Source organism: Chromobacterium sp. ASV23 (assembly GCF_016428945.1).
GTDB lineage: Bacteria > Pseudomonadota > Gammaproteobacteria > Burkholderiales > Chromobacteriaceae > Chromobacterium > Chromobacterium sinusclupearum.
Genome location: NZ_JAELTR010000034.1, coordinates 1 through 25,504 on the forward strand (window position 1 = coordinate 1; position 25,504 = coordinate 25,504).

General features: G+C 62.2%; 29 protein-coding genes and 1 pseudogene. 21 read left to right on the forward strand and 9 right to left on the reverse strand.

The genetic code is table 11. From position 1 onward, the window contains the following. Positions 1–520, forward strand: a pseudogene (glmM, locus tag JHD59_RS14055) (phosphoglucosamine mutase); the annotation flags it as partial. Positions 521–587: 67 nt separating this feature from the next. Here glmM and alr read toward each other — a convergent pair. Then, on the reverse strand, positions 588–1,661 hold the full coding sequence (gene alr, locus JHD59_RS14060) for an alanine racemase (RefSeq protein ID WP_199154698.1): 1,074 nt from the start codon (positions 1,659–1,661) through the stop codon (positions 588–590). 111 nt (positions 1,662–1,772) lie between these two features. On the opposite strand from alr, the gene JHD59_RS14065 reads away from it, so the two are divergent. Continuing rightward, positions 1,773–2,390, forward strand: a complete 618-nt coding sequence (locus JHD59_RS14065) for a DedA family protein (protein WP_103316547.1) — start codon at positions 1,773–1,775, stop codon at positions 2,388–2,390. Between the two features lie 68 nt (positions 2,391–2,458). Here JHD59_RS14065 and JHD59_RS14070 read toward each other — a convergent pair whose 3' ends face one another. After that, entirely contained in the window at positions 2,459–2,785 is a 327-nt protein-coding gene (locus JHD59_RS14070; protein WP_071109163.1) for an FKBP-type peptidyl-prolyl cis-trans isomerase, read from the reverse strand. Positions 2,786–2,923: 138 nt separating this feature from the next. On the opposite strand from JHD59_RS14070, the gene JHD59_RS14075 reads away from it, so the two are divergent. Together JHD59_RS14075 and JHD59_RS14080 are read left to right on the forward strand one after the other, a co-directional pair. Further along, a complete protein-coding gene (locus tag JHD59_RS14075; RefSeq protein ID WP_199154699.1) occupies positions 2,924–3,721 on the forward strand; it encodes a DUF2189 domain-containing protein in 798 nt (265 codons plus the stop codon). 10 nt (positions 3,722–3,731) lie between these two features. Continuing rightward, a complete protein-coding gene (locus tag JHD59_RS14080) occupies positions 3,732–4,682 on the forward strand; it encodes a D-2-hydroxyacid dehydrogenase (protein ID WP_199154700.1) in 951 nt (316 codons plus the stop codon). Positions 4,683–4,736: 54 nt separating this feature from the next. Here JHD59_RS14080 and JHD59_RS14085 read toward each other — a convergent pair whose 3' ends face one another. Further along, positions 4,737–5,216, reverse strand: coding sequence for a DUF1841 family protein (locus JHD59_RS14085; RefSeq protein ID WP_199154701.1), 480 nt, complete (start codon positions 5,214–5,216; stop codon positions 4,737–4,739). A gap of 125 nt (positions 5,217–5,341) precedes the next feature. On the opposite strand from JHD59_RS14085, the gene JHD59_RS14090 reads away from it, so the two are divergent. Continuing rightward, the gene (locus JHD59_RS14090; protein WP_199154702.1) at positions 5,342–5,821 is read left to right on the forward strand and encodes a glutathione peroxidase; all 480 of its coding nucleotides are present in this window, start codon (positions 5,342–5,344) and stop codon (positions 5,819–5,821) included. A 60-nt stretch (positions 5,822–5,881) separates the two neighbouring features. On the opposite strand, the gene trmB is transcribed toward JHD59_RS14090, so the two are convergent. Both trmB and JHD59_RS14100 read right to left on the reverse strand, forming a co-directional pair. Continuing rightward, positions 5,882–6,562 carry a tRNA (guanosine(46)-N7)-methyltransferase TrmB gene (trmB, locus tag JHD59_RS14095; RefSeq protein WP_199154703.1) on the reverse strand — a complete coding sequence of 227 codons (681 nt, stop codon included), beginning with the start codon at positions 6,560–6,562 and terminating at the stop codon, positions 5,882–5,884. Between the two features lie 37 nt (positions 6,563–6,599). After that, a complete protein-coding gene (locus tag JHD59_RS14100) occupies positions 6,600–7,517 on the reverse strand; it encodes an NAD(P)H-binding protein (RefSeq protein ID WP_199154704.1) in 918 nt (305 codons plus the stop codon). 51 nt (positions 7,518–7,568) lie between these two features. Between JHD59_RS14100 and JHD59_RS14105 the strand changes: the two genes are divergently transcribed. From JHD59_RS14105 to arcC, 6 genes are all read left to right on the forward strand, one after another. Then, positions 7,569–8,585 carry a CDP-6-deoxy-delta-3,4-glucoseen reductase gene (locus JHD59_RS14105; protein WP_368671591.1) on the forward strand — a complete coding sequence of 339 codons (1,017 nt, stop codon included), beginning with the start codon at positions 7,569–7,571 and terminating at the stop codon, positions 8,583–8,585. A 165-nt stretch (positions 8,586–8,750) separates the two neighbouring features. Continuing rightward, positions 8,751–8,882, forward strand: a complete 132-nt coding sequence (locus JHD59_RS14110) for a DUF3149 domain-containing protein (RefSeq protein WP_103316558.1) — start codon at positions 8,751–8,753, stop codon at positions 8,880–8,882. A 450-nt stretch (positions 8,883–9,332) separates the two neighbouring features. Next, the gene (arcD, locus tag JHD59_RS14115) at positions 9,333–10,784 is read left to right on the forward strand and encodes an arginine-ornithine antiporter (RefSeq protein WP_199154706.1); all 1,452 of its coding nucleotides are present in this window, start codon (positions 9,333–9,335) and stop codon (positions 10,782–10,784) included. Between the two features lie 75 nt (positions 10,785–10,859). After that, a complete protein-coding gene (locus JHD59_RS14120) occupies positions 10,860–12,092 on the forward strand; it encodes an arginine deiminase (protein WP_103316560.1) in 1,233 nt (410 codons plus the stop codon). Between the two features lie 134 nt (positions 12,093–12,226). Continuing rightward, positions 12,227–13,237 carry an ornithine carbamoyltransferase gene (locus JHD59_RS14125; protein WP_103316562.1) on the forward strand — a complete coding sequence of 337 codons (1,011 nt, stop codon included), beginning with the start codon at positions 12,227–12,229 and terminating at the stop codon, positions 13,235–13,237. Positions 13,238–13,345: 108 nt separating this feature from the next. Beyond that, positions 13,346–14,290, forward strand: coding sequence for a carbamate kinase (gene arcC / locus JHD59_RS14130; RefSeq protein ID WP_103316563.1), 945 nt, complete (start codon positions 13,346–13,348; stop codon positions 14,288–14,290). Between the two features lie 72 nt (positions 14,291–14,362). On the opposite strand, the gene JHD59_RS14135 is transcribed toward arcC, so the two are convergent. Together JHD59_RS14135 and JHD59_RS14140 are read right to left on the reverse strand one after the other, a co-directional pair. Beyond that, complete coding sequence (locus JHD59_RS14135) at positions 14,363–14,662, reverse strand: RebB family R body protein (RefSeq protein ID WP_199154707.1); 300 nt, start codon at positions 14,660–14,662, stop codon at positions 14,363–14,365. Positions 14,663–14,764: 102 nt separating this feature from the next. Further along, positions 14,765–15,802, reverse strand: coding sequence for a patatin-like phospholipase family protein (locus JHD59_RS14140; RefSeq protein ID WP_199154708.1), 1,038 nt, complete (start codon positions 15,800–15,802; stop codon positions 14,765–14,767). 271 nt (positions 15,803–16,073) lie between these two features. Between JHD59_RS14140 and JHD59_RS14145 the strand changes: the two genes are divergently transcribed. From JHD59_RS14145 to JHD59_RS14160, 4 genes are read left to right on the forward strand one after another with little or no spacing between them, the layout of a single operon-like run. Beyond that, positions 16,074–16,415, forward strand: coding sequence for a PadR family transcriptional regulator (locus tag JHD59_RS14145; RefSeq protein WP_199154709.1), 342 nt, complete (start codon positions 16,074–16,076; stop codon positions 16,413–16,415). Positions 16,416–16,429: 14 nt separating this feature from the next. Then, positions 16,430–17,518, forward strand: coding sequence for a DUF1700 domain-containing protein (locus JHD59_RS14150; RefSeq protein ID WP_199154710.1), 1,089 nt, complete (start codon positions 16,430–16,432; stop codon positions 17,516–17,518). Between the two features lie 34 nt (positions 17,519–17,552). After that, positions 17,553–17,846 (forward strand): DUF1700 domain-containing protein, encoded by a 294-nt coding sequence (locus JHD59_RS14155; protein ID WP_199154711.1) that lies wholly within the window; start codon positions 17,553–17,555, stop codon positions 17,844–17,846. A gap of 23 nt (positions 17,847–17,869) precedes the next feature. After that, positions 17,870–18,628, forward strand: a complete 759-nt coding sequence (locus JHD59_RS14160; RefSeq protein WP_199154712.1) for a hypothetical protein — start codon at positions 17,870–17,872, stop codon at positions 18,626–18,628. 122 nt (positions 18,629–18,750) lie between these two features. Here the strand turns inward: JHD59_RS14160 and JHD59_RS14165 are convergent, their stop codons facing one another. Together JHD59_RS14165 and JHD59_RS14170 are read right to left on the reverse strand one after the other, a co-directional pair. Further along, complete coding sequence (locus JHD59_RS14165; protein WP_043621775.1) at positions 18,751–19,308, reverse strand: adenine phosphoribosyltransferase; 558 nt, start codon at positions 19,306–19,308, stop codon at positions 18,751–18,753. A gap of 113 nt (positions 19,309–19,421) precedes the next feature. Next, complete coding sequence (locus JHD59_RS14170) at positions 19,422–20,735, reverse strand: NCS2 family permease (RefSeq protein ID WP_199154713.1); 1,314 nt, start codon at positions 20,733–20,735, stop codon at positions 19,422–19,424. A gap of 153 nt (positions 20,736–20,888) precedes the next feature. On the opposite strand from JHD59_RS14170, the gene gmk reads away from it, so the two are divergent. The 6 genes from gmk (at position 20,889) to rpsU (ending at position 25,414) form a co-directional block, all read left to right on the forward strand. Further along, complete coding sequence (gmk, locus tag JHD59_RS14175) at positions 20,889–21,521, forward strand: guanylate kinase (RefSeq protein WP_103316576.1); 633 nt, start codon at positions 20,889–20,891, stop codon at positions 21,519–21,521. An 81-nt stretch (positions 21,522–21,602) separates the two neighbouring features. Beyond that, positions 21,603–21,809: a DNA-directed RNA polymerase subunit omega gene (gene rpoZ / locus JHD59_RS14180; protein ID WP_043578754.1), complete on the forward strand. Its 207-nt coding sequence runs from the start codon at positions 21,603–21,605 to the stop codon at positions 21,807–21,809. 22 nt (positions 21,810–21,831) lie between these two features. Next, entirely contained in the window at positions 21,832–23,988 is a 2,157-nt protein-coding gene (locus JHD59_RS14185; RefSeq protein WP_103316578.1) for a bifunctional (p)ppGpp synthetase/guanosine-3',5'-bis(diphosphate) 3'-pyrophosphohydrolase, read from the forward strand. After that, on the forward strand, positions 23,985–24,194 hold the full coding sequence (gene thiS / locus JHD59_RS14190) for a sulfur carrier protein ThiS (RefSeq protein WP_199154714.1): 210 nt from the start codon (positions 23,985–23,987) through the stop codon (positions 24,192–24,194). The genes JHD59_RS14185 and thiS overlap by 4 nt, the downstream gene beginning before the upstream one ends. Before the next feature lie 51 nt (positions 24,195–24,245). After that, positions 24,246–25,040 (forward strand): thiazole synthase, encoded by a 795-nt coding sequence (locus tag JHD59_RS14195; protein ID WP_043621760.1) that lies wholly within the window; start codon positions 24,246–24,248, stop codon positions 25,038–25,040. A gap of 161 nt (positions 25,041–25,201) precedes the next feature. After that, positions 25,202–25,414: a 30S ribosomal protein S21 gene (gene rpsU / locus JHD59_RS14200; protein WP_043578765.1), complete on the forward strand. Its 213-nt coding sequence runs from the start codon at positions 25,202–25,204 to the stop codon at positions 25,412–25,414. Positions 25,415–25,504: the final 90 nt, after the last annotated feature.

Here is a 25,504-nt window from a genome sequence, read left to right on the forward strand (position 1 = left end):
GGCCTGCGGCGCGCTGAAGGGCGGCGTCGTCGGCACGGTGATGACCAATATGGCGATGGAACTGGCGCTGCAGAAGCAAGGCGTGCCGTTCGGCCGCGCCAAGGTGGGCGACCGCTATGTGCTGGAAATGCTGCATGCCGACGGCTGGCAGGTCGGCGGCGAGGCCTCCGGCCATATCCTGTGCCTGGACAAGCACAGCACCGGCGACGGCATCATTTCCAGCCTGCAGGTGTTGGCCGCGGTGCAGCAACTGGGCATGAGCCTGGCCGAGATCTGTGCCGACTGGCAGCCCTTTCCGCAGACGCTGATCAATGTACGCCATAACGGTTACGACTGGAAGGCCGCCGCCGCCGCGCCGTTGGCTGAAGCCGAGGCCGCGCTGCATGGCCGCGGCCGCGTCGTCTTGCGTCCGTCCGGCACCGAACCGGTGGTGCGCGTGATGGTGGAAGCCGACGACAAGATCCTGGCCGACACTTGGGCCAGCGCCATCGCCAAGGCGATCGAGGCGGTCGTGGTCTGATCGTTGCCCATCTCGTCAAAAAAATGCCAAGCTGTGAAGCTTGGCATTTTTTTGATCTTGCGCCGGTTCAATCCTTCAACAGCCGAGGCACCCGCGGCATGACCGCGCTCATCAGCTCGTAGCTGATGGTGCCAGCACAGGCGGCCACTTTTTCAATCGGCACTTGAGGGCCCCACAGTTCGACGCGGCTGCCGATGCCGGCTTGCGGCAGGCGGCTCAGGTCGACTGCCAGCATGTCCATCGATACCCGGCCGACGGTGGCGCTGGCCTGGCCATCCACGGCCACAGGCGTGCCGTTGGCGGCGATGCGCGGGTAGCCGTCGGCGTAGCCGCAGGCGGCGATGCCGATGCGCATGGGGCGGTCGGCGATGAAGCGGCGGCCATAGCCGACGGCATCGCCGGCTTGCAGCTGCTGCACGCCTATGATGTCGGCGGACAACGTCATCGCCGGCTTCAGGCCAAGCTCGGCGCCGGTGGCGTCCTCGAACGGCGAGGCGCCGTACAGCACGATGCCGGGACGGCCGATGTCGCCGTGGGTGTGCGGATGGCGCAGCAGGGCGGCCGAGTTGGCGGCGCTGACCGGCAGGCCGCTCTGCGCGGCGACGGGCGCGAAGTTGGCCCATTGCTCGGCCACGCCGTAATCATCGTCGGCGGTGGCGAAGTGGGTCATGATCGCCGCGGGGCGGACCATGGGCAGGGCGCGCAAGCTCGCCAGCGCGTCGTGGGCCTGTTGCGGACGGAAACCCAGCCGATTCATGCCGCTGTTGACCTTCAGCCACGCCTCGACCGGGCGTTCGGCGGAACCTTTGGCCAGCCAGGCTATCTGTTCTTGTGAATGGACGGCGCCGCCGATGCGGTAGCCGCCCATCGCCGCGGCTTCGGCCGCGTCGAACGGACCTTCCAGCAATACGATGGGCTGATCGATGCCGGCGTCGCGCAAGCGGGCCGCGTCTTCGAGATTGAGCAGGGCAAAACCGTCGGCCAGGTCGGCCAACGTCTTTGCTGTGTCCAATACACCATGGCCGTAGGCGTCGGCCTTGATCACGGCGAACAGGTGGTGGGCTTGGGCATGCTGGCGGGTAAACAGAAAATTGTGGCGAATGGCCGAGAGGGAGATTTCCAGCCGGATAGGACGAGTCATGTCAAGAAAGCGTGAAGGGGAGGTGTGCTATTATACACCCCCGTGCTTGGACTTTAGCCGACCTGCCGCCGCCATGTCGCCCTGACTTGATCGCCGACAGACGGAATAACGATGGATACTCTGCAGATACTTTTAGACTTCTTCACCGGCTACGGATATGTCGCCGTGTTCGCGGTGCTGCTGGTTTGCGGGTTTGGCGTGCCGATTCCGGAAGACATCACCCTGGTTGCCGGCGGCGTGATTTCCGGCCTGGGTTACACCAATGTGCACTATATGTTCGTGGTCGGCATGGCCGGCGTGCTGGTCGGCGACGGCTGCATGTTCATGGCCGGCCGCATCTTTGGGCAAAAAGTGCTGCGCTTCAAACCCATCGCCCGCATCCTGACGCAGGAGCGCTTCGAGGCGGTGCAGGAAAAATTCGAGAAATACGGCAACTGGGTGCTGTTTGTCGCCCGCTTCCTGCCGGGGCTGCGTTCCCCCATCTTCATCACGGCCGGCATGACCCGCCGCGTGCCTTATTGGCGCTTCCTGTTGATGGATGGCTTCGCCGCGCTGATCTCGGTGCCGGTATGGGTCTATCTGGGCTACTACGGCGCGGCCAACCGCGATTGGCTGATGATGATGGTGCATAGAGGCCAGGCCGGCATCCTGAGCGTAGTCGCCTTGCTGCTGCTGGGAGTGGGCTTCGTGTGGTACCGCCGCCGCCGCATGGCTTGCGTCAAAAAGTAAGCACATCTTCGCGCCAAAGAAAAAGGCCATCTCCTTGGAGATGGCCTTTTTGCCGGCTGCGCCGTGGCTCAGCCCACCTGCAGCAGCTCCACTTCGAATACCAGCGTGGCGTGCGGCGGGATCACGCCGCCGGCGCCGCGCGCGCCGTAACCGAGTTCGGACGGGATGGTCAGCTTGCGCTTGCCGCCGACTTTCATGCCCTGCACGCCCTGGTCCCAACCCTTGATCACGTAACCGGCGCCCAGCGGAAAGCTGAACGGCTGCATGCGATCCTTGCTGGAGTCGAACTTGGTGCCGTCGGTCAGCCAGCCGGTGTAATGCACGGTGACTTCCTGCCCGGCCACGGCTTCGGCGCCTTCGCCGAGGGCCAGTTCTTCGATGATCAATTCGCTCATGCTGATTCCTTCACGCAAATGGTTGCAACGCGGCGATTGTAGCAGCCGGCCGCCGGCTTTGTGTTTTCCCGTGCTTGGCATATAACGAAATTCAGGCCTCGTTGCCTGTAATCTTTATGCAACCCAAGGGGGTGTGCCATGGATGTGCTACATCACGATCATGATCACGAAACGCCACAGGTGCGCCCGGTGCCGCGCAAGGTGGAGCCGGCGCAAACCCTGCAGTGGTTGCGCAAGGGTTTCCGCGACTTCCAGAAAGCCCCTGCCGATTGCCTGTTCTACGGCGCGATATTCGTGCTGATGGCGTATCTGCTGGGCGCTTATGTCGATCAGGCGCCGGAATTGGTCATCACTTTCGCCACCATTTTCCTGCTCGCCGGCCCGTTTCTGGCCATCGGCCTGTACGACATCGCCAAGCAGATGGAGGCGTTTGATGGCCACGGCCGGGTCAAGCTGCTGCACAGCGTGACCTCCTGGCGCGTCAATATGCCCGGTTTCAGCCTGTACGCCGTGCTGCTGGCCGTGTTGGTGTTTGGTTGGTTTCGCGTGTCTTTATTGATGTTCGCGCTGTTCTACGACACCGCCGCGCTGCCGAATCTGAACGAGATCGTCGCCGACTCCTTCAACGCCGACAATCTGGAATTCCTGATCGCCTATTTCGCCGTCGGCTTCCTGTTCGCCCAACTGGTGTTCTCGGTCAGCGTGGTGTCGATACCGCTGTTGCTGGACAAGGATGTGGATACCGTCACCGCCATGATCGCCAGCGTGCGCACGGTGTATCGCAATGTGCTGACGATGGGCGTGTGGGCCGCTATCATTGTGGCGATGACGGTGGTGGGTTTCGCCACCTATTATCTGGGCCTGATCATCATCATGCCGGTGCTGGCGCTGGCCAGCTGGCATGCCTATCGGGATTTGATCACCTTCGAGCGATGACCGCCACGCAATGACCCACAACGTCGTGTTTCTTGACCGGGACAGCCTGCCTGTCCCGGTTCCCGTTTTCAGCTTTCCCGCCCATTGCCGAGACTATCCCGCCACTTCGCTTGAGCAGATCGTCGATCACGCGATCGAGGCCGATATCGTCATCAGCAACAAGGTGCCGCTGTCGCGCGAGACCATCGCCCGGCTGCCGCGTCTGAAGCTGATCGCCATCGCTGCCACCGGCTACAACCATGTCGATCTGGAAGCCTGCCGCGAGCGCGGCGTCGCGGTGTGCAATATCCGCCACTATGGCGACCATACCGTCGCCGAACACGCGCTGACGCTGATGCTGGCGCTGATGAAGAATCTGCCGGCCTACCAGCGCGATGTCGCCGCCGGCGTATGGAGCCAGGCCAAGCAGTTCTGCCATTTCGGCGCGCCCATCCGCGAGATGCGCGGCGCGGTGCTGGGCATTGTCGGCTCCGGCGGCATCGGTAGCCAGCTGGCGGGCATGGCGCGGGCCTTCAGCATGGAGGTGCTGTTTGCCGAGCGCAAAGGCTTGGCGCAGGCGAGGGAGGGGCGGGTGCCGTTCGGCGAGGTGCTGGCGCGCGCCGACGTGATCTCGCTGCATTGCCCCTTGACCGACGAGACGCGCGGCATGATCGCCCAGCCGGAGCTGATGGCGATGAAGCCGGGCGCCATCCTGATCAATACCGCCCGCGGCGGCCTGGTGGACGAGGCCGATCTGGTGGCCGCCCTGAAGTACGGCCAACTCGGGGGCGCCGGCTTCGACGTGCTGAGCGTGGAGCCGCCCGCGCCGGACAATCCGCTGTTGAAGGCCAGGTTGCCGAATCTGATCGTCACGCCGCACGTCGGCTGGGCCAGCGGCGAGGCGATGGGCCGGCTGGCGGCGCAGCTGGTGGACAACATCGAGGCCTTTGTCCGCGGCGAACCGGCCAACCGTCTTGTGTGACGGTGAGGCTTTGAGCCTGTTGATGCGAGTTGGACGTTAAGCGGCGCGCAGGCTTTAATCCGGGATATCGTTGGGATTGACCCGCGGCTGCTCTTCTTCGCCCATGCCCAGTTTGCCGCGCACGCAGGATATATAGCGATTGACATCCGGCCCGCCGCCATAGCGCTGGGCATGCCAGATCATCTCGCCCAGGCACTCCATCAACTCATGCTGGGCGCGGTGTTCGTCGCCATGGCGCAGCGCCAGCTGGGCATACAAGGCGCGGATGCCGAAGGGTTGATCGATGGAGCGCTGCTCGGCGATGGCCACGTGCAGGCCCAGATGCAGGAAGGGATTGGTCTCCCCCATGTCCGGCGTCCACTCTTGCTCCATGAAGGCATCCGGATTTTCCAGGATGGGATGATACTCCGGGTGGTCTATAAGAATGGATAGGACGATTTGTTCCAGATCGGACAAGGGCTGGCCGGACTTGGACTTGCTCCAGGTGTCGAAGAAGAAACGGCGGGCGTCCTGGCGGCTGGGGTTGAACAACATCGGTGAAGACCTCGGGCGGTAACGGGGCGGATGGCGGCGCGGGCGCGTCGCGGCATCCGGCTCAGGAATCAGGGTCGCAGGCGGCTGCCTTGCAGGCTGCGGCATTATACGGGACGGAGGATGCCATGACCACGCTCTACGATTTTAGCGCGAAGCGGGCGGACGGCGCCGAACAGGCGCTTTCCGCCTATGCGGGCACCGTGGCCTTGTTGGTGAATACCGCCAGCGAATGCGGCTATACCCGGCAATATGCCGGCCTGCAGGAGCTGCACGATTATTTTTCCGGTCAGGGTTTCAGCGTGCTCGGTTTCCCTTGCAATCAGTTTGGCGGCCAGGAGCCGGGCGGCGAGGAGGAAATCGTCGCCTTCTGCCAGGGACGTTTCGGCGTGAGCTTTCCGCTGTTCGCCAAGTTGGAAGTCAATGGCGAAGCCGCCCATCCTCTGTGGCGCTGGCTTACCCAGGCCGATTCTGATCATCCGCATCCGGTCAAATGGAACTTCACCAAGTTTCTGATCGATGGACGCGGCAGGGTGGTGAAGCGCTACGAACCGGCGGTGGAGCCGCATGAACTGGTGGAGGACATCAAAGCGCTGCTGGCGCGATAGGCCGCGCAAAACGCAAACGACCCGCGTCGGCGGGTCGGTGTGGAGCGGTTCTGGGCTGGCTTATTTGCGGCGGAAGATCACATCCCACACGCCGTGGCCCAGCTTGATGCCGCGCGCTTCGAACTTGGTCAGCGGGCGGTAGTCCGGGCGCGGCGCATAGCCGTCGGCGGTGTTTTCCAGATTGGCGTTGCCGTTCAGCACTTCCAGAATCTGGATGGCGTAGTCTTCCCAGTCTGTCGCCGCGTGGAAGTAGCCGCCGGGCTTCAGCTTGCTGGCCAGTTTGGCCACCAGGGGCGACTGGATCAGACGGCGTTTGTTGTGGCGTTTTTTATGCCACGGGTCCGGGAAGAAAATATGCACGCCGTCCAGGCAGCCGTCAGGCAGCATATTGTCCAGCACTTCCACCGCGTCGTGGCGCATCAGCCGCAGATTGGTCAGCTCTTTTTCAGCGATCAGCTTGCACAGATTGCCGACGCCGGGGCCGTGCACTTCTATGCCCAGGTAGTCCTTGTCCGGATTGGCGGCGGCGATTTCGGCGGTGGCGCCGCCCATGCCGAAGCCGATTTCCAGGATTTTCGGCGCGGCGCGGCCGAAGGCCTGTTCCAGGTCGATCGCCTCGGGGCGGTACTCAATGCCCCATTTGGGCATGCCTTCGTCCATGGCGCGCTGCTGTGCCGTGGACAAATGGCCCTGCCGCAGCACAAAGCTGCGGATCGAGCGTTTGAAATCCGGATTTTCCATTTTGCTGGCCTGCTGAAAACTCAAAAAAACCGCGATGTTACCGAATCTCGGCTTGGCTTGCGAGTATTGCCGCGCGCCGGGCCGGATCTTGTCGCAATGCCGCCAGGTAATCCAGCACGCTGGGCCAGCGCAGCGCGACGCCAAGCTCGCGCAGGACCCGGCGGTTGTCCAGCCGGCGCGACTCGCCCAGAAAAGACCATTGCTGCGGCGAAACGCTGGCCTTGACCGCCTCGCGCGGCAGCTGCGGCGGGCAGGGCAGGTCCAGCGTTTCGGCCAGCGCCCGATACCAGCGGCTGACCGGCAGCGGCAACGCATCGCAGGCGTTATAGACGCGGATGCCGTGGCGGCGGGACAGGGCCGCCACGCACAGCCGCGCCAGGTCGTCGGCGTGGATGTGGTTGCTCCAGCTGTCTTCGGCGTCCGCTATCAACGGCGTTTGATTGAACAGGCGCGACAGCGGCAGCCTGTCGTCGGCGTAGATGCCGGGCGCGCGCAGGATGGTCAGCGCGCAGCCATGACGGATGGCGAAGCGGCGCAAGACCGTTTCGGCGTCGGCCCGTCGCCAGGCGCGCTCGTTGCGCGGCCGCAGCGCCGCGGTCTCATCCAGCCAGCGGCCTGAGGCGTCGCCATACACGCCGCTGGTGCTGATGTACACCCATTGCTGTGGTATGCTGTCCGCTTTTGCCAGCGCGTACAATAACTTGCGCGTGCGCGGGTCGGTCCGGCCATGGCCGGGCGGCGGCGCGCACAGCAAGGCGGCATCGGCCAGCCCGGCCAGACGAGCCAGGCTGGCGTGGTTGTCCAGATCGGCATGCAGCGGCACGGTGCCCAGCGCGCGCCAGCGCGAGGCTGCATCGGCGGAGCGGCATAGCGCCAGCACCCGCCAGTGGCCGCGCAGCAGCGGCATGGCGCGCCGGGCGACATCGCCGGCGCCTATGATGAGCAAGGTACGCATGGTGTGCATTTTAGCCAGAATTCAGGATTGAGATACGACATGACTTGCCAGGTGAAAGTGCTCCCGAGCGGGCATACATTCGGTGTGGAAGCGCACGAAACGATTCTTGAGGCCGCCCTGCGTCAGGGCGTGGGCCTGCCATACGGCTGTCGCGACGGCGCTTGCGGCGCTTGCAAAGGCAAAGTCGTGGAAGGCGAGGTCAGCCAGGACGGTTTCCAGGAAAAGGCCTTGACCTCGGCCGAGCAGGCCCAGGGCATGGCTTTGTTCTGCTGCGCGCGGCCGCAGGGCGACGTCAGCATCGAGGTGCGCGAAGTGACCGGCATGGGCGACATTCAGATCAAGACGCTGCCGTGCCGCGTGGAAAAAATCGAGAAAATCCACGACGTGGCGGTGCTGAAGCTGAAGCTACCGGTGTCGGAGCGTCTGCAGTTCCGCGCCGGCCAATACATTGATATTTTGATGAAGGATGGCAAGAAGCGCAGCTTCTCCATCGCCAACGCGCCGCACGACGATGCTTTCCTGGAGCTGCATATACGCCATCAGCCGGGCGGCTCGTTCTCCGAGTATGTGTTCCATGAGATGAAGGAGCGCGAGATCATGCGCTTCAAGGGGCCGATGGGTTCGTTCTTCCTGCGCGAAGAGTCTGACAAGCCCATCATCTTCATCGCCAGCGGCACCGGCTTCGCGCCGGTCAAGGGCATCATCGAGCATGCCATCCAGCATGGTATCACCCGACCGATGACTTTCTACTGGGGCGCCCGCACCAAGGCGGATTTGTACATGGCGGAATTGGCCGAAGGCTGGGCCGCCGCTCATCCGCACATCCAATATATCCCGGTGCTGTCGGAAGCCTTGCCGGAAGACAACTGGACGGGCCGCACCGACTTTGTGCACCAGGCGGTGCTGGAAGACTTCTCCGATCTGTCCGGTCATCAGGTGTACGCCTGCGGCGCGCCGGTGATGGTGGAGGCGGCGCATGGCACCTTCACGCGTGAGCGCGGCTTGCCGGAGGATGAGTTCTTTTCCGATGCCTTCTTCCTGGCCAAGGATATGGGCGGCGGAAAGTAGACAAGCTGCTGATCTGTATATGAAAAGCCCCAGGCATGGACCTGGGGCTTTTTGTTTGTCATGCCAGGATGCATCGGATTGACATGGGTCAATTTCAACATCGACAAAGTGGTTATTATGTCGTTGGCAAGGGCGCTAAGGCGCAGAACCTGCGAGGAGAACACGATGGAGCTGCTGACCCTGATGGTATCGGACGATGTGGGCCGCCTCAGTCTGTTGACGATAGTGGTGGCTACGCTGGTAGTGATCGGCGCGGTTTGGGTGATCTTCAAGAACATCAACAAGCCGGGCAAGTAAGGATTCATTCCCGTAGTTTTGGCATTTCCTCTTGATGTGTGTGTTGGCGGATACGGTGGTGGGCCGTATCCGCTTTTTTTTCTCCTGTCGCGCGGGAGCGCGCCTGCTATCCTTCAAGTCCATGATTGATTTGTAAATTTTCCGCAGTTTTTGCGCTGGATCATGTTGTCCGCCATCCCGCCTTTTTTTTCCATTCAGACTTTCTATCTTGAATGTTGTTGCTGAGCCGGCCGCTGTTTTTATGACTTTTCGCCGTATCGCATGACGCCTTGTTGCAAGCTTTAGTCGCATCCGCTGTAGGTCGGCATTTTGTCCATCATGAGCGCTTGATGTAAGTCAATCGAGCCGACGACTCGTCTGGAGACCCTGAATTAACGCGGTATACCATAATTTCAGATGATAAGAATTTAATAATGAATAACGGTTTACATCCCTGATCGGAGAATGAAAATGTCTACTGAAACTGTAAGCCAAGCCGGCGTAGCCGAGGGCGGATCACCCAGGCTGAAGCTAGGCGCGCTGACGGCGCTGGTCGTCGGCTCGATGATAGGCGGCGGCATCTTCTCGCTGCCGCAGAACATGGCGGCCGGCGCCGGCGCCGGGGCCATCCTGATAGGCTGGGCCATCACCTTCGTCGGCATGCTGGCGTTGGCTTTTGTGTTCCAGATGCTGGCCTCGCGCAAACCGGAGGTGTCGGGCGGCGTCTACGGTTATGCCAAGGAGGGTTTCGGTGACTATATGGGCTTCAACTCGGCCTGGGGTTACTGGATTTCCGCCTGGATCGGTAATGTGTCGTACTTTGTGGTGATGTTCTCGGCCCTGGGCTTCTGGATTCCGGCCTTCGGCGACGGCAACACGCCCACCGCCATCATCTGCGCCTCCGTGGTGCTGTGGTGTCTGCACTTCCTAGTGCTGCGCGGCGTGCATGGCGCGGCCTTCATCAACACCGTCACCACGGTGGCCAAGCTGGTGCCGCTGGCCTTGTTCATCGTGTTGATCGTGTTCGCCTTCAAGGTCGATACCTTTAATCTGGACTTCTGGGGCAACGCCAAGCTCGGCACCATCGTCGATCAGGTGAAGAGCACCATGCTGGTGACGGTATGGGTATTCATCGGCATCGAAGGCGCTTCGATGTTCTCCGGCCGCGCCGAAAGCATGAAGGACGTGGGCAAGGCGACCGTGATCGGCTTCCTGCTGACCATCGCGCTCTTGGTCGCCGTGTCGGTGTTGTCGCTGGGCGTGATGACCCAGCCGGAACTGGCCGCCCTGAAGAACCCGTCCACCGCCTATGTGCTGCAAAAGGCCTTCGGCACCTTCGGCGCCAACCTGATGAACGCCGGTCTGGTGATTTCGGTCGGCGGTGCCTTGCTGGCCTGGACCCTGCTGGCCGCGGAAGCGCCTTACCTCGCCGGCAAGGACGGCGTGATGCCCAAGGTGTTCGGCACCCTCAACGCCAATGAAACCCCGGCCGCCTCGCTGTGGCTGACCAATGGCCTGATCCAGCTGTTCCTGCTGATCACGCTGAAGAGCTCGGCCGGCTACCTGGCGCTGCTGTCGCTGGCTACTTCGATGATCCTGATTCCTTACCTGCTGTGCGCCGGCTACTCGCTGCTGGTGGCCAAGCGCGGCGAGGGCTACGCCCAGGGCGAAAGCACCGCCAAGGAATTCTGGACCGCCGCGCTGGCCACTGTGTATGGCGCCTGGCTGATCTACGCCGCCGGTCCCAAGTACCTGTTCCTGTCCATGGTGCTGTACGCGCCGGGCCTGCTGTTCTACCTGTGGGCCAAGAAAGAGCAGGGCCAGAAGCCGTTCAACCTGATCGAAGCCGTGCTGGCTGCCATCGTGGTGGTCCTGGCGGTGATCGCCGTCTACATGCTGGCGGTCGGTCAGATCGGTCTGTAAGCGAAAGATTTCGAAACCAGTCGTGGGGGCGGATAGCCCGCCCCTGAAGTCAAACAAGACTCAAGGAGTATCGTTATGACCAAGTTTGGTGTTCATTCTGAGTGTGGCAAGCTGCGAACCGTGATGGTGTGTCGTCCCGGACTCGCCCATAAGCGCCTGACTCCGGACAACTGCCACGATCTGCTGTTTGATGACGTGATCTGGGTGGAGCGCGCGCAGAAGGACCACGCCTACATGGTCGAACAGATGCGCGCCCGCGGCATCGAGGTGGTTGAAGTGCACGATGCGCTGGCCAAGGTGCTGGACGACAAGGCGGCCCGCAACTGGATACTGGACCGCAAAATCAAGGCCGACAACGTGGGTATCGGCATGCTGCAGGATCTGCGCAGCTGGCTGAACGAAATGCCTTCGTCCCAACTGGCTGATCACATGGTGGGCGGCATCGCCAAGTTTGAATTGCCGTTCGACCCGAAAGGCCTGTTCGGCGGCTACCTGGACCGTTCCGATTTCGTGCTGCCTCCGATCCCGAACAGCCTGTTCCAGCGCGACCCGTCTTGCTGGATTTACGAAGGCGTGACGCTGAACCCGATGTACTGGCCGGCGCGCCGCCAGGAAACGCTGGTGCTGCAATCCATCTATCAATTCCACCCGATGTTCGCCGGCAAGGTGAATGTATGGTGGGGCGGTTGCGACACCGATCACGGCCCGGCCACGCTGGAAGGCGGCGACGTGATGCCCATCGGCAACGGCGTGGTGCTGATCGGCATGGGCGAGCGCACCAGCCCGCAAGCCGTGGTGCAAGTGGCCAAGCGCGTGTTGCATAAGGAAGGCGGCGCCAAGCGCGTCATCGCCTGCCAGATGCCGAAGTCCCGCGCGGCGATGCACCTGGACACCGTGTTCAGCTTCCTCGACATCGATCTGCTGTCGGTGTTCCCGGACGTGGTCGACGAAGTCACCTGCACCAGCATCTATGCCGGCGACCGCGAAGGCGAGATCCGCTTCGAGCGCCATGAAGGCGTCAAACTGGTGGAAGTGGTGCGCCAGGCACTGGGCTTGAAGGAAATCCGCGTCATCCAGACCGGCGGCGACGCCTACCAGCGCGAGCGCGAGCAGTGGGACGACGGCAACAACGTCGTGGCGCTGGACCGCCGCGTGGTGGTGGCTTACGACCGCAACACCTATACCAACCGCCTGATGCGCGAGCACGGCGTGGAAGTGATCGAGATTCCGGCTTCCGAGCTGGGCCGCGGCCGCGGCGGCGGCCACTGCATGACCTGCCCGATCATCCGCGACGAAGTGAAGCTGTAAGGCTGTCATCCCCGGCCGGCAGGTCCGGCCGGGACGGAAAAATTCATACCGTTTGTGTGCAATAAGACAGGTTGACCGCCGGCTCCCCCGGGAGCGACGGCCGGCTTGCCCAGACTCTAATCAGGAGCAATATCATGGCTTTCAATCTGCGCAACCGTAACTTCCTGAGAATGCTGGACTTCACCCCGCGTGAAATCCGTTACATGCTGGACCTGGCCCGCGACCTGAAACGCGCCAAATATACCGGCACCGAGCAGCAGCACCTTAAGGGCAAGAACGTTGCTCTGATCTTTGAAAAAACCTCCACCCGCACCCGCTGCGCCTTTGAAGTGGCCTGCTACGACCAAGGTGCCAACGTGACCTACCTTGGGCCGTCCGGTTCGCAAATCGGCATCAAGGAGTCGATGAAAGACACCGCCCGCGTGCTGGGCCGCATGTACGATGCGATCGAATACCGCGGCTTCGACCAGGACATGGTGGAGAACGAGCTGGCCAAGTTTGCCGGCGTGCCGGTTTACAACGGCCTGACCGACGAATGGCACCCGACCCAGATGCTGGCCGACGTGCTGACCATGTGGGAAAACACCGACAAGCCCATCTCTCAGATCAGCTACACCTATCTGGGCGACGCCCGCAACAATATGGGCAACTCGCTGCTGGTGATCGGCTCCAAGCTGGGCATGGACGTCCGCATCGGCGCGCCCAAGCACCTGTGGCCGACCGACCAACTGGTGGCCGAGTGCCGCGAGATCGCCAAGCGCACCGGCGCCCGCATCACGCTGACCGAAGATGCCAAGGAAGCCGTCAAGGGCACCGACTTCATCCACACCGACGTCTGGGTGTCCATGGGTGAGCCGGCAGAAGTCTGGGCCGAACGCATCCGTCTGCTGAAGCCGTACCAGGTCAACAGCGCGTTGATGGCCGCCGCGGAAAACCCGCAAGTGAAGTTCATGCACTGCCTGCCGGCTTACCACAACAGCGAAACCAAGGTAGGCAAGGAAATCGCCGCGCAGTACCCGGAACTGGCCAACGGCATCGAGGTGACCGAGGACGTGTTCGAGAGCGAAGCTTGCATCGCCTTCGAACAGGCGGAAAACCGCATGCATACCATCAAGGCCATTCTGGTGGCTACGCTGGGCGACTAAGCCTGGGCTTGGGCCGGCGAAGTCCGGCCCGATCACACATCAACCGGCCAAGGCCTCCTGACCGGAGCCCTTGGCCGGTTTCGTTGACAGTATTCGGAAGGAAGATTTATGCGAGTCGTCGTAGCTTTGGGCGGCAACGCCCTGCAACGTCGTGGCGAGGCCATGACCGCGGATAACCAGCGCGCCAACGTCAAAGTGGCGGCCGAGCAACTGGCCGCCGTCACCCGGCTGGGACATAACCTGGTGATGTGCCACGGCAACGGGCCGCAAGTGGGCCTTTTGGGCCTGCAGAACGATGCCTACGCCCGTCACGTGGATGACACGGTGACGCCGTATCCGCTGGATGTGCTGGGCGCGCAGACCGAGGGCATGATCGGCTATATGGTGGAACAGGAGTTGGGCAATGTGCTGCCCTTCGAAGTGCCCATCGCCACCATCCTGACCCAGACTGAAGTGGACGCCAATGATCCGGCGTTCAAGAATCCGACCAAGTTCGTCGGCCCGGTCTACTCCAAGGAAGAGGCCGATAAGCTGGCCGCGGAAAAGGGCTGGAGCGTGAAGGCTGACGGCCAGTATTACCGCCGCGTGGTGCCGAGCCCGAAACCGAAGCGCATTTTCGAAATGCGCCCGATCAAGTGGCTGATCGAAAAAGGCGTAGTGGTGATCGCCGCCGGCGGCGGCGGCATCCCCACCATGTACGAGGGCGACAAGCTGGTCGGCGTGGAAGCGGTGATCGACAAAGACCTGGCCTCGGCGCTGCTGGCGCGGGAGATCGACGCGGATTACTTCGTGATCGCCACCGACGTGAAAAGCGTGTTCGTCGGCTGGGGCACGCCGGAGGCCAAGGCCATCCGTCAGGCGCATCCGGACGAGATGGACAAGCTCGGCTTTGCCGCCGGCTCCATGGGGCCGAAGGTGGAGGCTGCCTGCGAGTTCGCCCGCCTGACCGGCAAGCGCGCGGTCATCGGCGCGCTGGAAGACATCGAGAGGATCGTCAAGGGCGAGGCCGGCACCATCATCAGCACCGAGAAACCAGGCATCGAGTGGTATTGATCGGGCCAGCGCGCTGGATCGAAACGAAAGGGCTGCCAGACATGGCAGCCCTTTTTCACATTTGGCGCATGCCTATTCGGATTTGAGCTGCTGGATCAGCGCTTCTATCTCGGCCGCATCCATGGGGCCGAGGGCCTGGGAGTCTATGCCCACGCTGTAGATCTGGATCACGCCCTGGTTGCTGCCGGCTTGGCCCGCGATGGCGAGCTGCTGCTGCGACGAGACGGCGTTTTCGAACACGATGCCTGTGGAGTGGGCGAGGGACTGGTAGAGGTTTCCGATCGCCATGGCCGGGGCATCCCCCGCCACTTTGACATTGGCTTGGGTGACGGCATCGGTGATTTGATTGTTGACTGCGGTGGGAAAGGCCATGGCGGTCTCCTGGCAGGATGATTCGATGGGGTCCGCCTGGCGCGCGGGCCGCGGCGAAGCTTCAGTATGGCCGGGACAGATGCAGGCTACCGCTGGCCGATTTTACAGGCCCAACTGCCGTCCATACTGCCGACAGGCGTCTTTGCCTGACTGGTAGCCGGCTTGATATAGCCTGGCCAGATTGGAGTAGGACCAATCCAGCTCTTCGCGGTGGCCTTCCTGGCTGATATGGGCGTCGAAATTGATTCGGATCAGTTCGGTGCGCGGACGCCCGTTTGCATCGCGGTTGTGCAGCGCCTCGAACAGCCGCAGGTCGTCGCGGGCGATGGCGGTCAGCGGCGCGATGATGGACTGCACCCAGGCATCATACAGGTCGCGCGGCGGGTGCAGCAGCCGGCTGCTGCCGAGCACGTCGAACACGATGGTGTAGTCGATGTGCGGATGCAGCTCGAACAGCCGCTTGAAGTTCAGCGTGTCGATGGCCGCGCCTTCGATATAGTCGCCGTCATCCAGCTTGTACGGCGGATAGATGAACGGGAAGGACAGCGCCGCCAGGAAGTGGTCGTGAGTGATTTCGTGTTTGTCCCAGCAACGCATGTGGCCATGGGTGATGTTGTAAGCGTTGAGGTAGAAGGCCGGCTGAAAATCCTTCAGTTTGGCGAAATCGACAACCTGTTCGATGAATGGCACATGCGCGCACAGGCCCTGGCTGTCGGTGTTCAGATCGCTTGGGCATAGCGTGGCCAGCAGCAGCCCGGTCCAGTCCGCCAGCAGCCGCTGCGCCGGCCCATCGTCGGCCTGTTGCTGAATGGCCTGCAGCAGCGGATTGCGCCCCTGCAGGGCGCGCCAGGCATCCGCCAGCTGGCCGGGCTTGTTGAACACCTTGTAATTGATCGGAAAGAGCTTGTAGAGCGGGTCGGATACGCCCATGTCGGCCAGCTTGCTCAGCGCCGCGATGGCGTCGCCCTGTCTGGGCGCGGCGTACAGCAGGCCGACGATGGCACCGGCGCCGGAGGCCGAGACGATGTCGAATTCCACCCCGGCTTCGGCCAACGCCACCAGCGCGCCGGCCATCAGGGTGGCATTGGGGGCACCGCCGCCCAGCACCAATGCGATAGAAGGTTTGGAAGCCTGCGCCATCGTCAGTTTCTCCGGGAGATTGATGTCAATCGGTAATTCATCGGCATGGCTAAAGTATGGCCGCAAATCCGTTTTTTGCAATGCAGCGTGAAACGCGGCGCTGTGGTGAAAAAGCAGCAATTCCATTCACGTTGCGCAGGGTAATGAAAGATACCTTGCGATACAAGGTATCTTGCCATACAGTTCAGTCAGACATCCGCATGCAGCAGTCCAACGATGACCCTTGTAATGCAAGGTATCGTGTATTGCCAGTCGGCGAGGAAGATCGAATATGAAGACACAATTGAAAAAGGGCACGCTGGACATGTGCGTACTGGCGGTGCTGGCCCAGGCCGACAGCTACGCCTACGAACTGGTCAGCAAGTTGTCGCAGGGCATGGACATCAGCGAAGGCACCATCTATCCGCTGATGCGCCGGCTGCAGAATGAGTTATGGGTCAGTACCTATCTGGTCGAATCGTCGTCCGGCCCCTCGCGCAAATATTACAAGCTGACCGACAACGGCCGGCGCGAGCTGGAAATGATGCGGCGGGAATGGCAGGAGTTTGTGGCCGAAGTGGAAAACGTGCTGCGGGGCGGACCGGCGGCAATGACAGAGGAGGCACCGCAATGACACGGAAAGATTTCTTGCGTCAGCTTGAACAGGGGCTGTCCGGCCTGAGGCCGGAAACGGTGAAGGAAATCCTCGCCGACTATGAAGAGTATTTCAACGACGCGCTGGCCGATGGCCGCGATGAAGCCGAGGTGGTGGCGGCGCTGGGCAGCCCGCAGAAGCTGGCGCGCGAATTGAAGGCGCAAACCCACTATCGGCAATGGCAGGAGCATCGCTCCTTCACCAATCTGTCGCGGGTGGTGGTTTCGATCGCGGGGCTGGGCGTGCTGAATTTCGTGCTGGCCTTGCCGTTCATGATCTATCTGATCTTCCTGACCGTCGGTTATATCGTGTCGGTCAGCTTGCTGCTGTCGGGCCTGGTGGTGGTGGTGGCTTGGGGCAGCCACGGCTTGTTCGGCTGGCCGCAATTCACCAGCGACGGTTCCGGCTGGTATATCGGCCGCCACGGCGACCATGGCGCGGAAATGGCCTGGCGCAGCGATAAGGACGATCACGCCGAGCAGGTCTGGATAGATAACGGACGCCTGATGCTGAATCCGGATGATGGCGACCGTTTCGAGCTCAAGACCCGGCAGGGCGACGCGCTGCTGGTGTTCAAACGGCAGGGCAAATTGCAGGTGGACGCCAGCCAGCCGGCCGTGCGCCAGTTGGCCCGGATCGATGCGCACGAGGTCAGCGTCAATGGCCGCGAAATCCGCGAACTGACCCTGCGCGAAGACAGCGGGGATGTGTTCACCGCCCGTGTCGACGACAACAGCCGGCTGGTGAAATTGGACGCCTCGGCCGGCGGCGCCGCGCTGAAGTTCGACGCCAGCGGCGCCAAAGGCAGCATTTCGCTGAGGGATGGCGATAGCGCGCTGGAAATTTCAGAAAGCAGGATCGCGCTCAAAGACGGCACCGACCACATCCAGATCGATGCCTTGCCTGGCCTGTCAGTGGGGATGAGCGCGCTGGTGGTGGGCTTGGGCTTGCTGACGGCTGGCGCTTTGGGACTGTTGTTCTGCGTCTGGCTGACGCGGCTGACCTGGCGCGCGCTGGTGGCCTATGTGAAGTATCAGATTGAACTGGTATCCGGCAAAGACCGCGAAAACGCCGCGGCCTGAACCATAAACTTGCAATCAAATGGGAGTGACGATCATGAAGAACGATGCCTGCCTGCAACAGTTGCAACTGACTTTGGTACAGCTGCCGGAAGCCGAATTGCGCAAGATTCTCAACGACTATCGCGGTTATATTCGCGATGCGGCGAGCGACCGCGGCAGCGAAAGCCAATTGCTGGCCATCCTGACCGAGACCCGGCAAATGGCGGCTGCCGCCTTCGCCCGCCGCCGCATTCTGCGCCATAGCCGCCAGCAGCTGGCGATCCGGTTGTCCGGCATCGCCGCGGCGCTGACGGCCTGCGCTGCGCTGTACTGGCTGTTTCTGAATTGAAGCTCTGTGAAGGGGAAGTATTGATGCACACCGTTAGAATCGCCTGCTGCCTGATGCTGGCGGCAGGCGCCGCCCAGGCGGAAGAGACCGGCAATATCGACAAGCTGAATTTCCGCGGCGATGCCGTGAAGCTGGAACTCAGCGTCGACGCCGCCAAACCGTACAAGTTGAATCTGGAGAAGCGCAACTGGTCCGACACGCGTTGCAAAGTCAACGCCACGCGGCAGGGCCGAGAGCTGACATTTCAGATCGATCTGGGCGCCGTGGCGGCAGACCGCTGCGGCCTGGTGATAAAGGGCAACGTCAAGCCGGGCAAGCAGATCGATGTCGACTTGAAGGCTTTCGATGGCGACCTGAACGGCACTTTTGATGCCGTGCAGGTGCATGGCCAGGCGATTGATGTCGATCTGAAGGGCGCCTACCGCCTGGTCAAGCTCAATGGCCGCGCGATCAAGGGCGATGTCGAAGGCAAAGTCGGCGAGCTGAACGCCAAGGGCGACGCCTTGACGCTGGACTTCAAGGGCGAGAGCCGGACCTTGTCGCTCGACGGGCAGGCCGTCAAAGCGGATGTCGAGCTGCACGGCGCGCAGCCGGCTGCCGATGTTCAGGTCCATGGCCAGATGGTGAAGCTGGCGTTCAGCGCCAACCGTCAGGCCAAGCTGGATTATCAGGTCAATGGCCAGGCCATGACCGTGAACGGAGATTGGGCCAATACGCCCGGCGCGCCGCTGAAACTGCGCGTCAGCGGCCAGGCCGTTCAGGTGTCCCTGGAGAAGGATTGAGTAGTGGTATGACTCCGTGTCCCTTGCCCGGCCTTGCGCCGGGCTTTTTTGTTTGGCGGCGGGCAATAAAAAACGGAACCGTGCTCGGTTCCGTTGGCAATGGTTGACGCGGCGCTTGGGAATCAGTGTCCCTTGTAGCTGCAGACGGTGAACAGGTCCAGGCCGCCGTCGCGCACCAGCTGTCCGCCGCCGAGTTCCGGCAACTCGATGATGGCCGCGGCTTCCAGCACATCGGCGCCCATGCGCTTCAGCAACTTGTAGCCGGCCATCATGGTGCCGCCGGTGGCGACGAGGTCGTCGATCAGGATGACGCGGTCGCCCGGCTTGCAGGCGTCGGTATGCATTTCCACCGTCGCGTTGCCGTATTCCAGTTCGTATTCCTCTTCCACCGTGGTGAACGGCAGTTTGCCCTTCTTGCGGATGGGCACGAAGCCGACATTCAGCTCATAGGCCAGCACCGAGCCGATGATGAAGCCGCGCGCGTCCAGGCCGGCCACCAGGTCCACCTTCTCCGTCATGTAGCGATGGACATAGATGTCGATCAGCATGCGGAAGGTTTTCGGGTTCTGCAGCAGCGGAGTGATGTCGCGGAACATCACGCCTTGCTGCGGCCAGTTCGGTACGGTGCGGATCCAGCCTTTCAGATAGCTGGAGTAGTCGAGATTGCTGAGGTTTTCCATGGCTGTATTGTACTTCGAAATCAAGAGACTGCGCGACTGAAGCGATTCAGTCGGCAGCAAAAAGGCTCGCCGCGCATGGCGGCGAGCCCAGAGGCGAAACGATTATTCCGCGTTTAGTGGAAGAACGCCAGCTTGAACACCCACAACGCGGCGATCACCAGCACGGCCGGCTTCAGATCGGCGAAGCGGCCGGCCAGAATCTTGATCACGGCGTAGCTGATGAAGCCGAAGGCGATGCCGTCGGCGATGGAGAAGGTGAACGGCATGGCCAGCGCGGTCATCACGGCCGGCGCGGATTCGGTCAGGTCGTTCCATTCGATCTCGGCGAGGCCGCGCGCCATCAGCACGGCGACATAGCACAGCGCCGGCGCGGTGGCGTAGGCCGGCACGGTGGCGGCCAGCGGCGACAGCCACAGCGCGGCCAGGAACAGCAGGGCCACCACCACGGCGGTCAGGCCCGTGCGGCCGCCCACGGCGGTGCCGGCGGCGGATTCGACATAGGCGGTGGTGGACGAGGTGCCCATCACGGCGCCGGCGGTGATGGCGATGGAGTCCGCCATCAGCGCGCGCTTCAGCCGCGGCAGCTTGCCGTCCTTGTCCAGCAGGCCGGCGCGGTGCGACACGCCCACCAGAGTGCCGGTGGTGTCGAACAGGTCGACGAAGAAGAATACGAAGATGACGCCGATCAAGCCGGCTTGCAGCGCGCCGGCGATGTCCATCTTCATGAAAGTCGGTTCCATGCTCGGCACCGGGGCGACGATGCCCTTGAACGGCGACAGGCCGAAGGCGATCGACAGCGCGGTCACGGTCAGGATGCCGATGATGATGGAGCCCGGCACCTTGCGGTATTCCAGCGCCACGATCAGGAAGAAGCCGACGATGGCCAACAGCGTGGTCGGCTTATGGATGTCGCCCAGCGTCAGATAGGTTTCCGGGTGCGGCGCGATCACGCCGGCGTTCTTCAGCGCGATGATGGCCAGGAACATGCCGACGCCGGCCGAGATGGCGAACTTCAGCGATTGCGGAATGGCGTTGACGATGGCTTCCCGCACCTTGAACAGGCTGACCGCCAAGAATACGATGCCGGAGATGAATACCGCGCCGAGGGCAGTTTCCCACGACAGGCCCATGCCCTTGACCACGCTGAAAGTGAAATAGGCGTTCAGGCCCATGCCCGGGGCCAGGGCGATAGGGTAGTTGGCCACCAGGCCCATGATGGCGGTGCCGAGGGCTGCGGCCAGGCAGGTGGCCACGAACACCGCGTTCAGATCCATGCCGGTGCTCGACAGGATCAGCGGGTTGACCAGCACGATATAAGCCATGGTCAGGAAGGTGGTGAAGCCGGCGATGACTTCGGTCCGGACCGTGGTGCCGTGTTCTTTCAGCTTGAACAAGCTCTCCAGCAGTTGCATTCGGGGCGACTCCAAGGTGTGTTGCGTCAAAACGAAAACGGCGCATTATCGGGCCGAGGGGGCTCAAACACCTAAATCTTGACGTGAAAATATGTCTTCTATTAACAATCCACGGCCTGCTGTGCTATCCTGAAAAATTACTCTTTGGCAAAGTTGTACTGAATTCTCATGGACCAGCCCATCGGTAACATCTACATCGTGGTGGCGCCGTCCGGCGCCGGCAAAACCTCGCTGGTGACCGCCTTGCTGCAGGCCGAGCCCAGCGTCGAACTGTCGATTTCCTACAGCACCCGTCCGGCGCGCAAGGGCGAAATCGATGGCAAGCACTACCACTTCGTCGACAAGGCCACCTTCGATGCCATGATCGATCGCGGCGACTTCCTCGAGTACGCCGAGGTTTACGGCAACTACTACGGCACCAGCGCGCCGTGGATCCGCAGCCGCCTGGAAGTCGGCCAGGACATCCTGCTGGAAATCGACTGGCAAGGCGCCGAACAGGTGCGCAAAGTGTTTCCCGGCGCAATCGGCATCTTCATCGCCCCGCCGTCCATCGAGGAGCTGGAGCGCCGCCTGCGCGGCCGCGATACCGATACTGAGGAAGTCATCCTGCGCCGTCTGGCATCGGCCCGCGCCGAGATCGACAAGATCGCCGAATACGACTACATCGTGGTCAACGACGACTTCGAGCGCGCGCGGCTGGACCTGATCAGCATCGTCCGCGCCCGCCGCTTGCGCAGCGAAGTGCAGTGCCGCCGCCTGGCCGAGATGTTCCGTCACATGGGAACGGCCGGCGCGCAGTAAAAATAGTGTCGCCGAGGCTGACTTGCCAAGGCGAAAATTCGATATAGTGAACCCTGTAACGTCATTTAGCAGAGAGAACCCATGGCCCGTATTACTGTTGACGATTGTCTGGATCGCATCCAGAACCGCTTTGACCTGACTCTGGCCGCCGCTTACCGCGCGCGCCAAGTGGCTTCCGGCGCCAGCGCCTTTGTCGAGCCGGGTCGCCACAAGCCGACCGTGGTTGCCCTGCGTGAAATCGCCGCCGGCCATGTCGGCAAGGAAATCCTCAACCGCGGCAAGGCCTGATTCGCTGTAATTGGAGTGGACGATGGCCAGCGGCATTGAGACCGGTATTGATTACGACGCCCTGATCGAGTCCGAAGCGGCGGTTTTCTTCGAGAACGCCGCCCGCTACCTCAAGCCGGAAGACGTCGCGCTGCTCAAGCAGGCTTTCGCGGTCAGCCGCGAGGCGCATGAGGGGCAGACCCGCAAGAGCGGCGAGCCCTACATCACCCATCCGCTGGCGGTGGCCACCATGCTCACCGACTGGCGGCTGGATGTGCAGGGCCTGGCCGCGGCCTTGCTGCATGATGTGCTGGAAGACACCGGCGTCACCAAGCCGACGCTGATCGAAAAGTTCGGCAAGATCGTCGCCGATCTGGTGGACGGCCTGTCCAAGCTGGAGCGGCTGGAATACCAGACCAAGGAAGCGGCCCAGGCTGAAAGCTTCCGCAAAATGGTGCTGGCGATGGCGCGCGACATCCGCGTCATCATCGTCAAGCTGGCCGACCGGCTGCACAATATGCGCACGCTGGACTCCATGCGCGAGGACAAGCGTCGCCGCATCGCGCTGGAAACGCTGGAAATCTACGCGCCGATCGCCAACCGCATCGGCCTGAACAAGGTCTACCGCGAACTGCAGGACCTGGCGTTCAAGCATCTGCATCCGCATCGCTACAGCGTGCTGTCCAAGGCGGTGCGCGCCGCGCGCGGCAACCGCCGCGAAGTGGTCAACAAGATTCTGCTGGCGGTCAGCCAGCGGCTGGTGCAGAGCAATATCGAGGCCACCATCAAGGGCCGCGAAAAGAATCTCTACAGCATCTACAAGAAAATGCAGGAGAAGCACCTGTCGTTTTCCGAAGTGCTGGACATCTATGGCTTCCGCGTCGTCGTCAATGACGTGCCGGCCTGCTACCTGGCCCTGGGCGCGCTGCACAGCCTGTACAAGCCGATTCCCGGCAAATTCAAGGATTACATCGCCATTCCCAAGGGCAATGGCTACCAGAGCCTGCATACCACGCTGTTCGGCCCGTACGGTACGCCGGTGGAGATGCAGATCCGCACCCGCGAAATGCACAATGTGGCTGAGGCCGGCGTGGCCTCGCACTGGATGTACAAGAGCGGCGAGGGCGTCAACACCGCCCAGCAGCGCACCCACCAGTGGCTGCAAAAGCTGTTGGACATGCAGGAGGAGAGCGACGACGCCGTCGAGTTCCTGGAGCACATCAAGATCGACCTGTTCCCGGACGAGGTGTACGTGTTCACGCCCAAGGGCAAGATCATGGTGCTGCCGCAAGGCGCCACGCCGGTGGACTTTGCCTATGCGGTGCACACCGACATCGGCCATCGCTGCATCGCCGCGCGCGTCAATCACGCGCTGGTGCCGCTGCGTACGGTGTTGCGCAATGGCGACACCGTGGAAATCATAACGTCGACCCAGGCCAAGCCCAATCCGTCCTGGCTGGCCTTTGTGCAGAGCGGCCGCGCCCGCTCCGGCATCCGCAACTATTTGAAGAGCCTGCAGCGCGAGGAAGCCGTTTCGCTGGGCGAAAAGCTGCTGCGCCAAGCCGTGGGCGCGCTGGCGTCCACGCCGCTGGCGGTCAGCGAGGAACTGCGCGCCGAATACCTCGCCGCCTATGGAGAGAAAATCAGCGGCTTTGAAGACGTGCTGGCCGAGATCGGCGCCGGCAAGCTGCTGCCCATCGTGGTGGCGCGCCGCATGCTGGAGCTGGCCGGCGAGCGGCTGGGCGAGGGCGTGCGTGTCGGCCCCATCACCATACGCGGCAACGAGGCCGGCATGGTGCAGCTGTCCAGCTGCTGCAATCCTTTGCCCGGCGACGATATCCTGGGCGTGATCACCAAGGGCCAGGGCCTGGTGATCCACCGCGTGGAATGTCCGAATGCGCGCCGCGCCGATCACGACAAGCTGCTGGAAGTGAACTGGGAGGCGCAGCGCGACCGGATGTTCGGCGCCACCGTCGGCGTGCTGGCGCGCAACGAGCGCGGCGCGCTGGCCGACATCGCCACGGCCATTTCGCAGGCCTCGGCCAATATCGAGAGTGCCGACACCCAGGACAGCAGCCGCGACGGCGACGGCCTGTTCAACATCCACTTCCGCCTGCAAGTGGAGGGCGTGGAGCATCTGGAGCGCGTGCTCGCCGCCATCCGCCAGCTGGCGGTGGTGCAACGCGTGGAGAGAAAATGAGTCAATTGAACTTGCAGATCAACGGCGAGGCGAAAAGCGTCGCCGGCGTCGCCACGTTTGCCGAGCTGATCGACGCGCTGGCCTTGACCGGCAAGCGCATCGCCATCGAGCGCAACGGCGAGATCGTCCCGCGCAGCAGCTATGCCGAGTCGCGGCTGGCTGACGGCGACGTGCTGGAAATCGTGGTGGCTGTCGGCGGCGGCTAGTTCGCCCGCGCAGGCCATCCCGTATTAACCGATAGAAGAAGAGGTGTGCAGGTGAGCGATCAACTGGTGATAGCGGGCAGGGTGTTCCATTCCCGTTTGCTGGTGGGGACCGGCAAATACAGCAGCTTCGAGCAGACAGCCGAAGCGCTGGAGGCCTCTGGCGCGGAAATCATCACGGCGGCGATCCGTCGGGTGAATCTGGGCCAGAACCCTAACGAGCCGAATTTGCTGGACTTTTTGCCGCAAAGCCGGTATAACCTGCTGCCCAACACGGCGGGCTGCTACTCCGCCGAGGATGCGATCCGCACGCTGCGCCTGGCGCGCGAGCTCTTGGACGACCACCGCTTCGTGAAGCTGGAAGTGCTGGGCGACCCCAATAATCTGTATCCCAACGTCAAAGAAACGCTGAAGGCCGCGGAAGTGCTGGTGGCCGAAGGTTTCGACGTGTTGGTCTATACCTCGGATGATCCCATTGTCGCGCGCGAGCTGGAGCAAATCGGCTGCTGCGCGATCATGCCGCTGGCCAGCCTGATCGGCTCCGGCATGGGCATTCTGAATCCGTGGAATCTGCAATTGATTATCGAGCAGTCCAAGGTTCCGGTGATTGTGGATGCCGGCGTCGGCACCGCGTCCGACGCGGCGATCGCGATGGAGCTGGGCTGCGATGGCGTGCTGATGAATACCGCGATTGCCGCCGCGCGCAATCCGGTTCAAATGGCGCACGCGATGAAACTGGCCGTGGAAGCTGGCCGCGCCGCCTATCTGGCCGGCCGGATGCCGAAGCGTTTTTATAGTGCAACGCCAAGTTCTCCTAGTGAGGGGGTGATTTCTTCCGTCAAGCCGTGACGTTTTTTCGGCCTGAGCGCCCGCTATTTGCAGCGCAAAACGCCACAACCAGGCGTGACGAAGCCTTTTAGACTTTTATAATCGCAGCAACATTGCTAAAATGCTGTTTTTACAGGCAGAGGCCTTGGCCCTGCCCTAAAGAAATCAAGGACCCTTAAGTAATGCCGAATATTCGCGTTAAAGAGAACGAACCGTTCGAAGTAGCTCTGCGTCGCTTCAAGCGCGCTGTGGAAAAGACTGGTCTGCTGACCGAACTGCGCGCCCGCGAGTTCTACGAGAAGCCGACCACCGAGCGCAAGCGCAAGCACGCTGCCGCGGTTAAGCGCCACTACAAGCGCATCCGCAGCCAAATGCTGCCGCCGAAACTCTACTAAGAGTTTCCCTGGCACCAAGCAGGACCGCAGGCCATGCCTGCGGTTTTGCCATTTGTACTCCCGCATTTCCCATGCTGCCCATCGCAGCGC

Excerpts from the sequence above, each read along its gene's own strand:
- alr (WP_199154698.1), bottom strand. The coding sequence starts at position 1,661 with ATGACTCGTCCTATCCGGCTGGAAATCTCCCTCTCGGCCATTCGCCAC.
- JHD59_RS14065 (WP_103316547.1), top strand. The coding sequence starts at position 1,773 with ATGGATACTCTGCAGATACTTTTAGACTTCTTCACCGGCTACGGATAT.
- JHD59_RS14070 (WP_071109163.1), bottom strand. The coding sequence starts at position 2,785 with ATGAGCGAATTGATCATCGAAGAACTGGCCCTCGGCGAAGGCGCCGAA.
- JHD59_RS14075 (WP_199154699.1), top strand. The coding sequence starts at position 2,924 with ATGGATGTGCTACATCACGATCATGATCACGAAACGCCACAGGTGCGC.
- JHD59_RS14080 (WP_199154700.1), top strand. The coding sequence starts at position 3,732 with ATGACCCACAACGTCGTGTTTCTTGACCGGGACAGCCTGCCTGTCCCG.
- JHD59_RS14085 (WP_199154701.1), bottom strand. The coding sequence starts at position 5,216 with ATGTTGTTCAACCCCAGCCGCCAGGACGCCCGCCGTTTCTTCTTCGAC.
- JHD59_RS14090 (WP_199154702.1), top strand. The coding sequence starts at position 5,342 with ATGACCACGCTCTACGATTTTAGCGCGAAGCGGGCGGACGGCGCCGAA.
- trmB (WP_199154703.1), bottom strand. The coding sequence starts at position 6,562 with ATGGAAAATCCGGATTTCAAACGCTCGATCCGCAGCTTTGTGCTGCGG.
- JHD59_RS14100 (WP_199154704.1), bottom strand. The coding sequence starts at position 7,517 with ATGCGTACCTTGCTCATCATAGGCGCCGGCGATGTCGCCCGGCGCGCC.
- JHD59_RS14110 (WP_103316558.1), top strand. The coding sequence starts at position 8,751 with ATGGAGCTGCTGACCCTGATGGTATCGGACGATGTGGGCCGCCTCAGT.
- arcD (WP_199154706.1), top strand. The coding sequence starts at position 9,333 with ATGTCTACTGAAACTGTAAGCCAAGCCGGCGTAGCCGAGGGCGGATCA.
- JHD59_RS14120 (WP_103316560.1), top strand. The coding sequence starts at position 10,860 with ATGACCAAGTTTGGTGTTCATTCTGAGTGTGGCAAGCTGCGAACCGTG.
- JHD59_RS14125 (WP_103316562.1), top strand. The coding sequence starts at position 12,227 with ATGGCTTTCAATCTGCGCAACCGTAACTTCCTGAGAATGCTGGACTTC.
- arcC (WP_103316563.1), top strand. The coding sequence starts at position 13,346 with ATGCGAGTCGTCGTAGCTTTGGGCGGCAACGCCCTGCAACGTCGTGGC.
- JHD59_RS14135 (WP_199154707.1), bottom strand. The coding sequence starts at position 14,662 with ATGGCCTTTCCCACCGCAGTCAACAATCAAATCACCGATGCCGTCACC.
- JHD59_RS14140 (WP_199154708.1), bottom strand. The coding sequence starts at position 15,802 with ATGGCGCAGGCTTCCAAACCTTCTATCGCATTGGTGCTGGGCGGCGGT.
- JHD59_RS14145 (WP_199154709.1), top strand. The coding sequence starts at position 16,074 with ATGAAGACACAATTGAAAAAGGGCACGCTGGACATGTGCGTACTGGCG.
- JHD59_RS14155 (WP_199154711.1), top strand. The coding sequence starts at position 17,553 with ATGAAGAACGATGCCTGCCTGCAACAGTTGCAACTGACTTTGGTACAG.
- JHD59_RS14160 (WP_199154712.1), top strand. The coding sequence starts at position 17,870 with ATGCACACCGTTAGAATCGCCTGCTGCCTGATGCTGGCGGCAGGCGCC.
- JHD59_RS14165 (WP_043621775.1), bottom strand. The coding sequence starts at position 19,308 with ATGGAAAACCTCAGCAATCTCGACTACTCCAGCTATCTGAAAGGCTGG.
- gmk (WP_103316576.1), top strand. The coding sequence starts at position 20,889 with ATGGACCAGCCCATCGGTAACATCTACATCGTGGTGGCGCCGTCCGGC.
- rpoZ (WP_043578754.1), top strand. The coding sequence starts at position 21,603 with ATGGCCCGTATTACTGTTGACGATTGTCTGGATCGCATCCAGAACCGC.
- JHD59_RS14185 (WP_103316578.1), top strand. The coding sequence starts at position 21,832 with ATGGCCAGCGGCATTGAGACCGGTATTGATTACGACGCCCTGATCGAG.
- thiS (WP_199154714.1), top strand. The coding sequence starts at position 23,985 with ATGAGTCAATTGAACTTGCAGATCAACGGCGAGGCGAAAAGCGTCGCC.
- rpsU (WP_043578765.1), top strand. The coding sequence starts at position 25,202 with ATGCCGAATATTCGCGTTAAAGAGAACGAACCGTTCGAAGTAGCTCTG.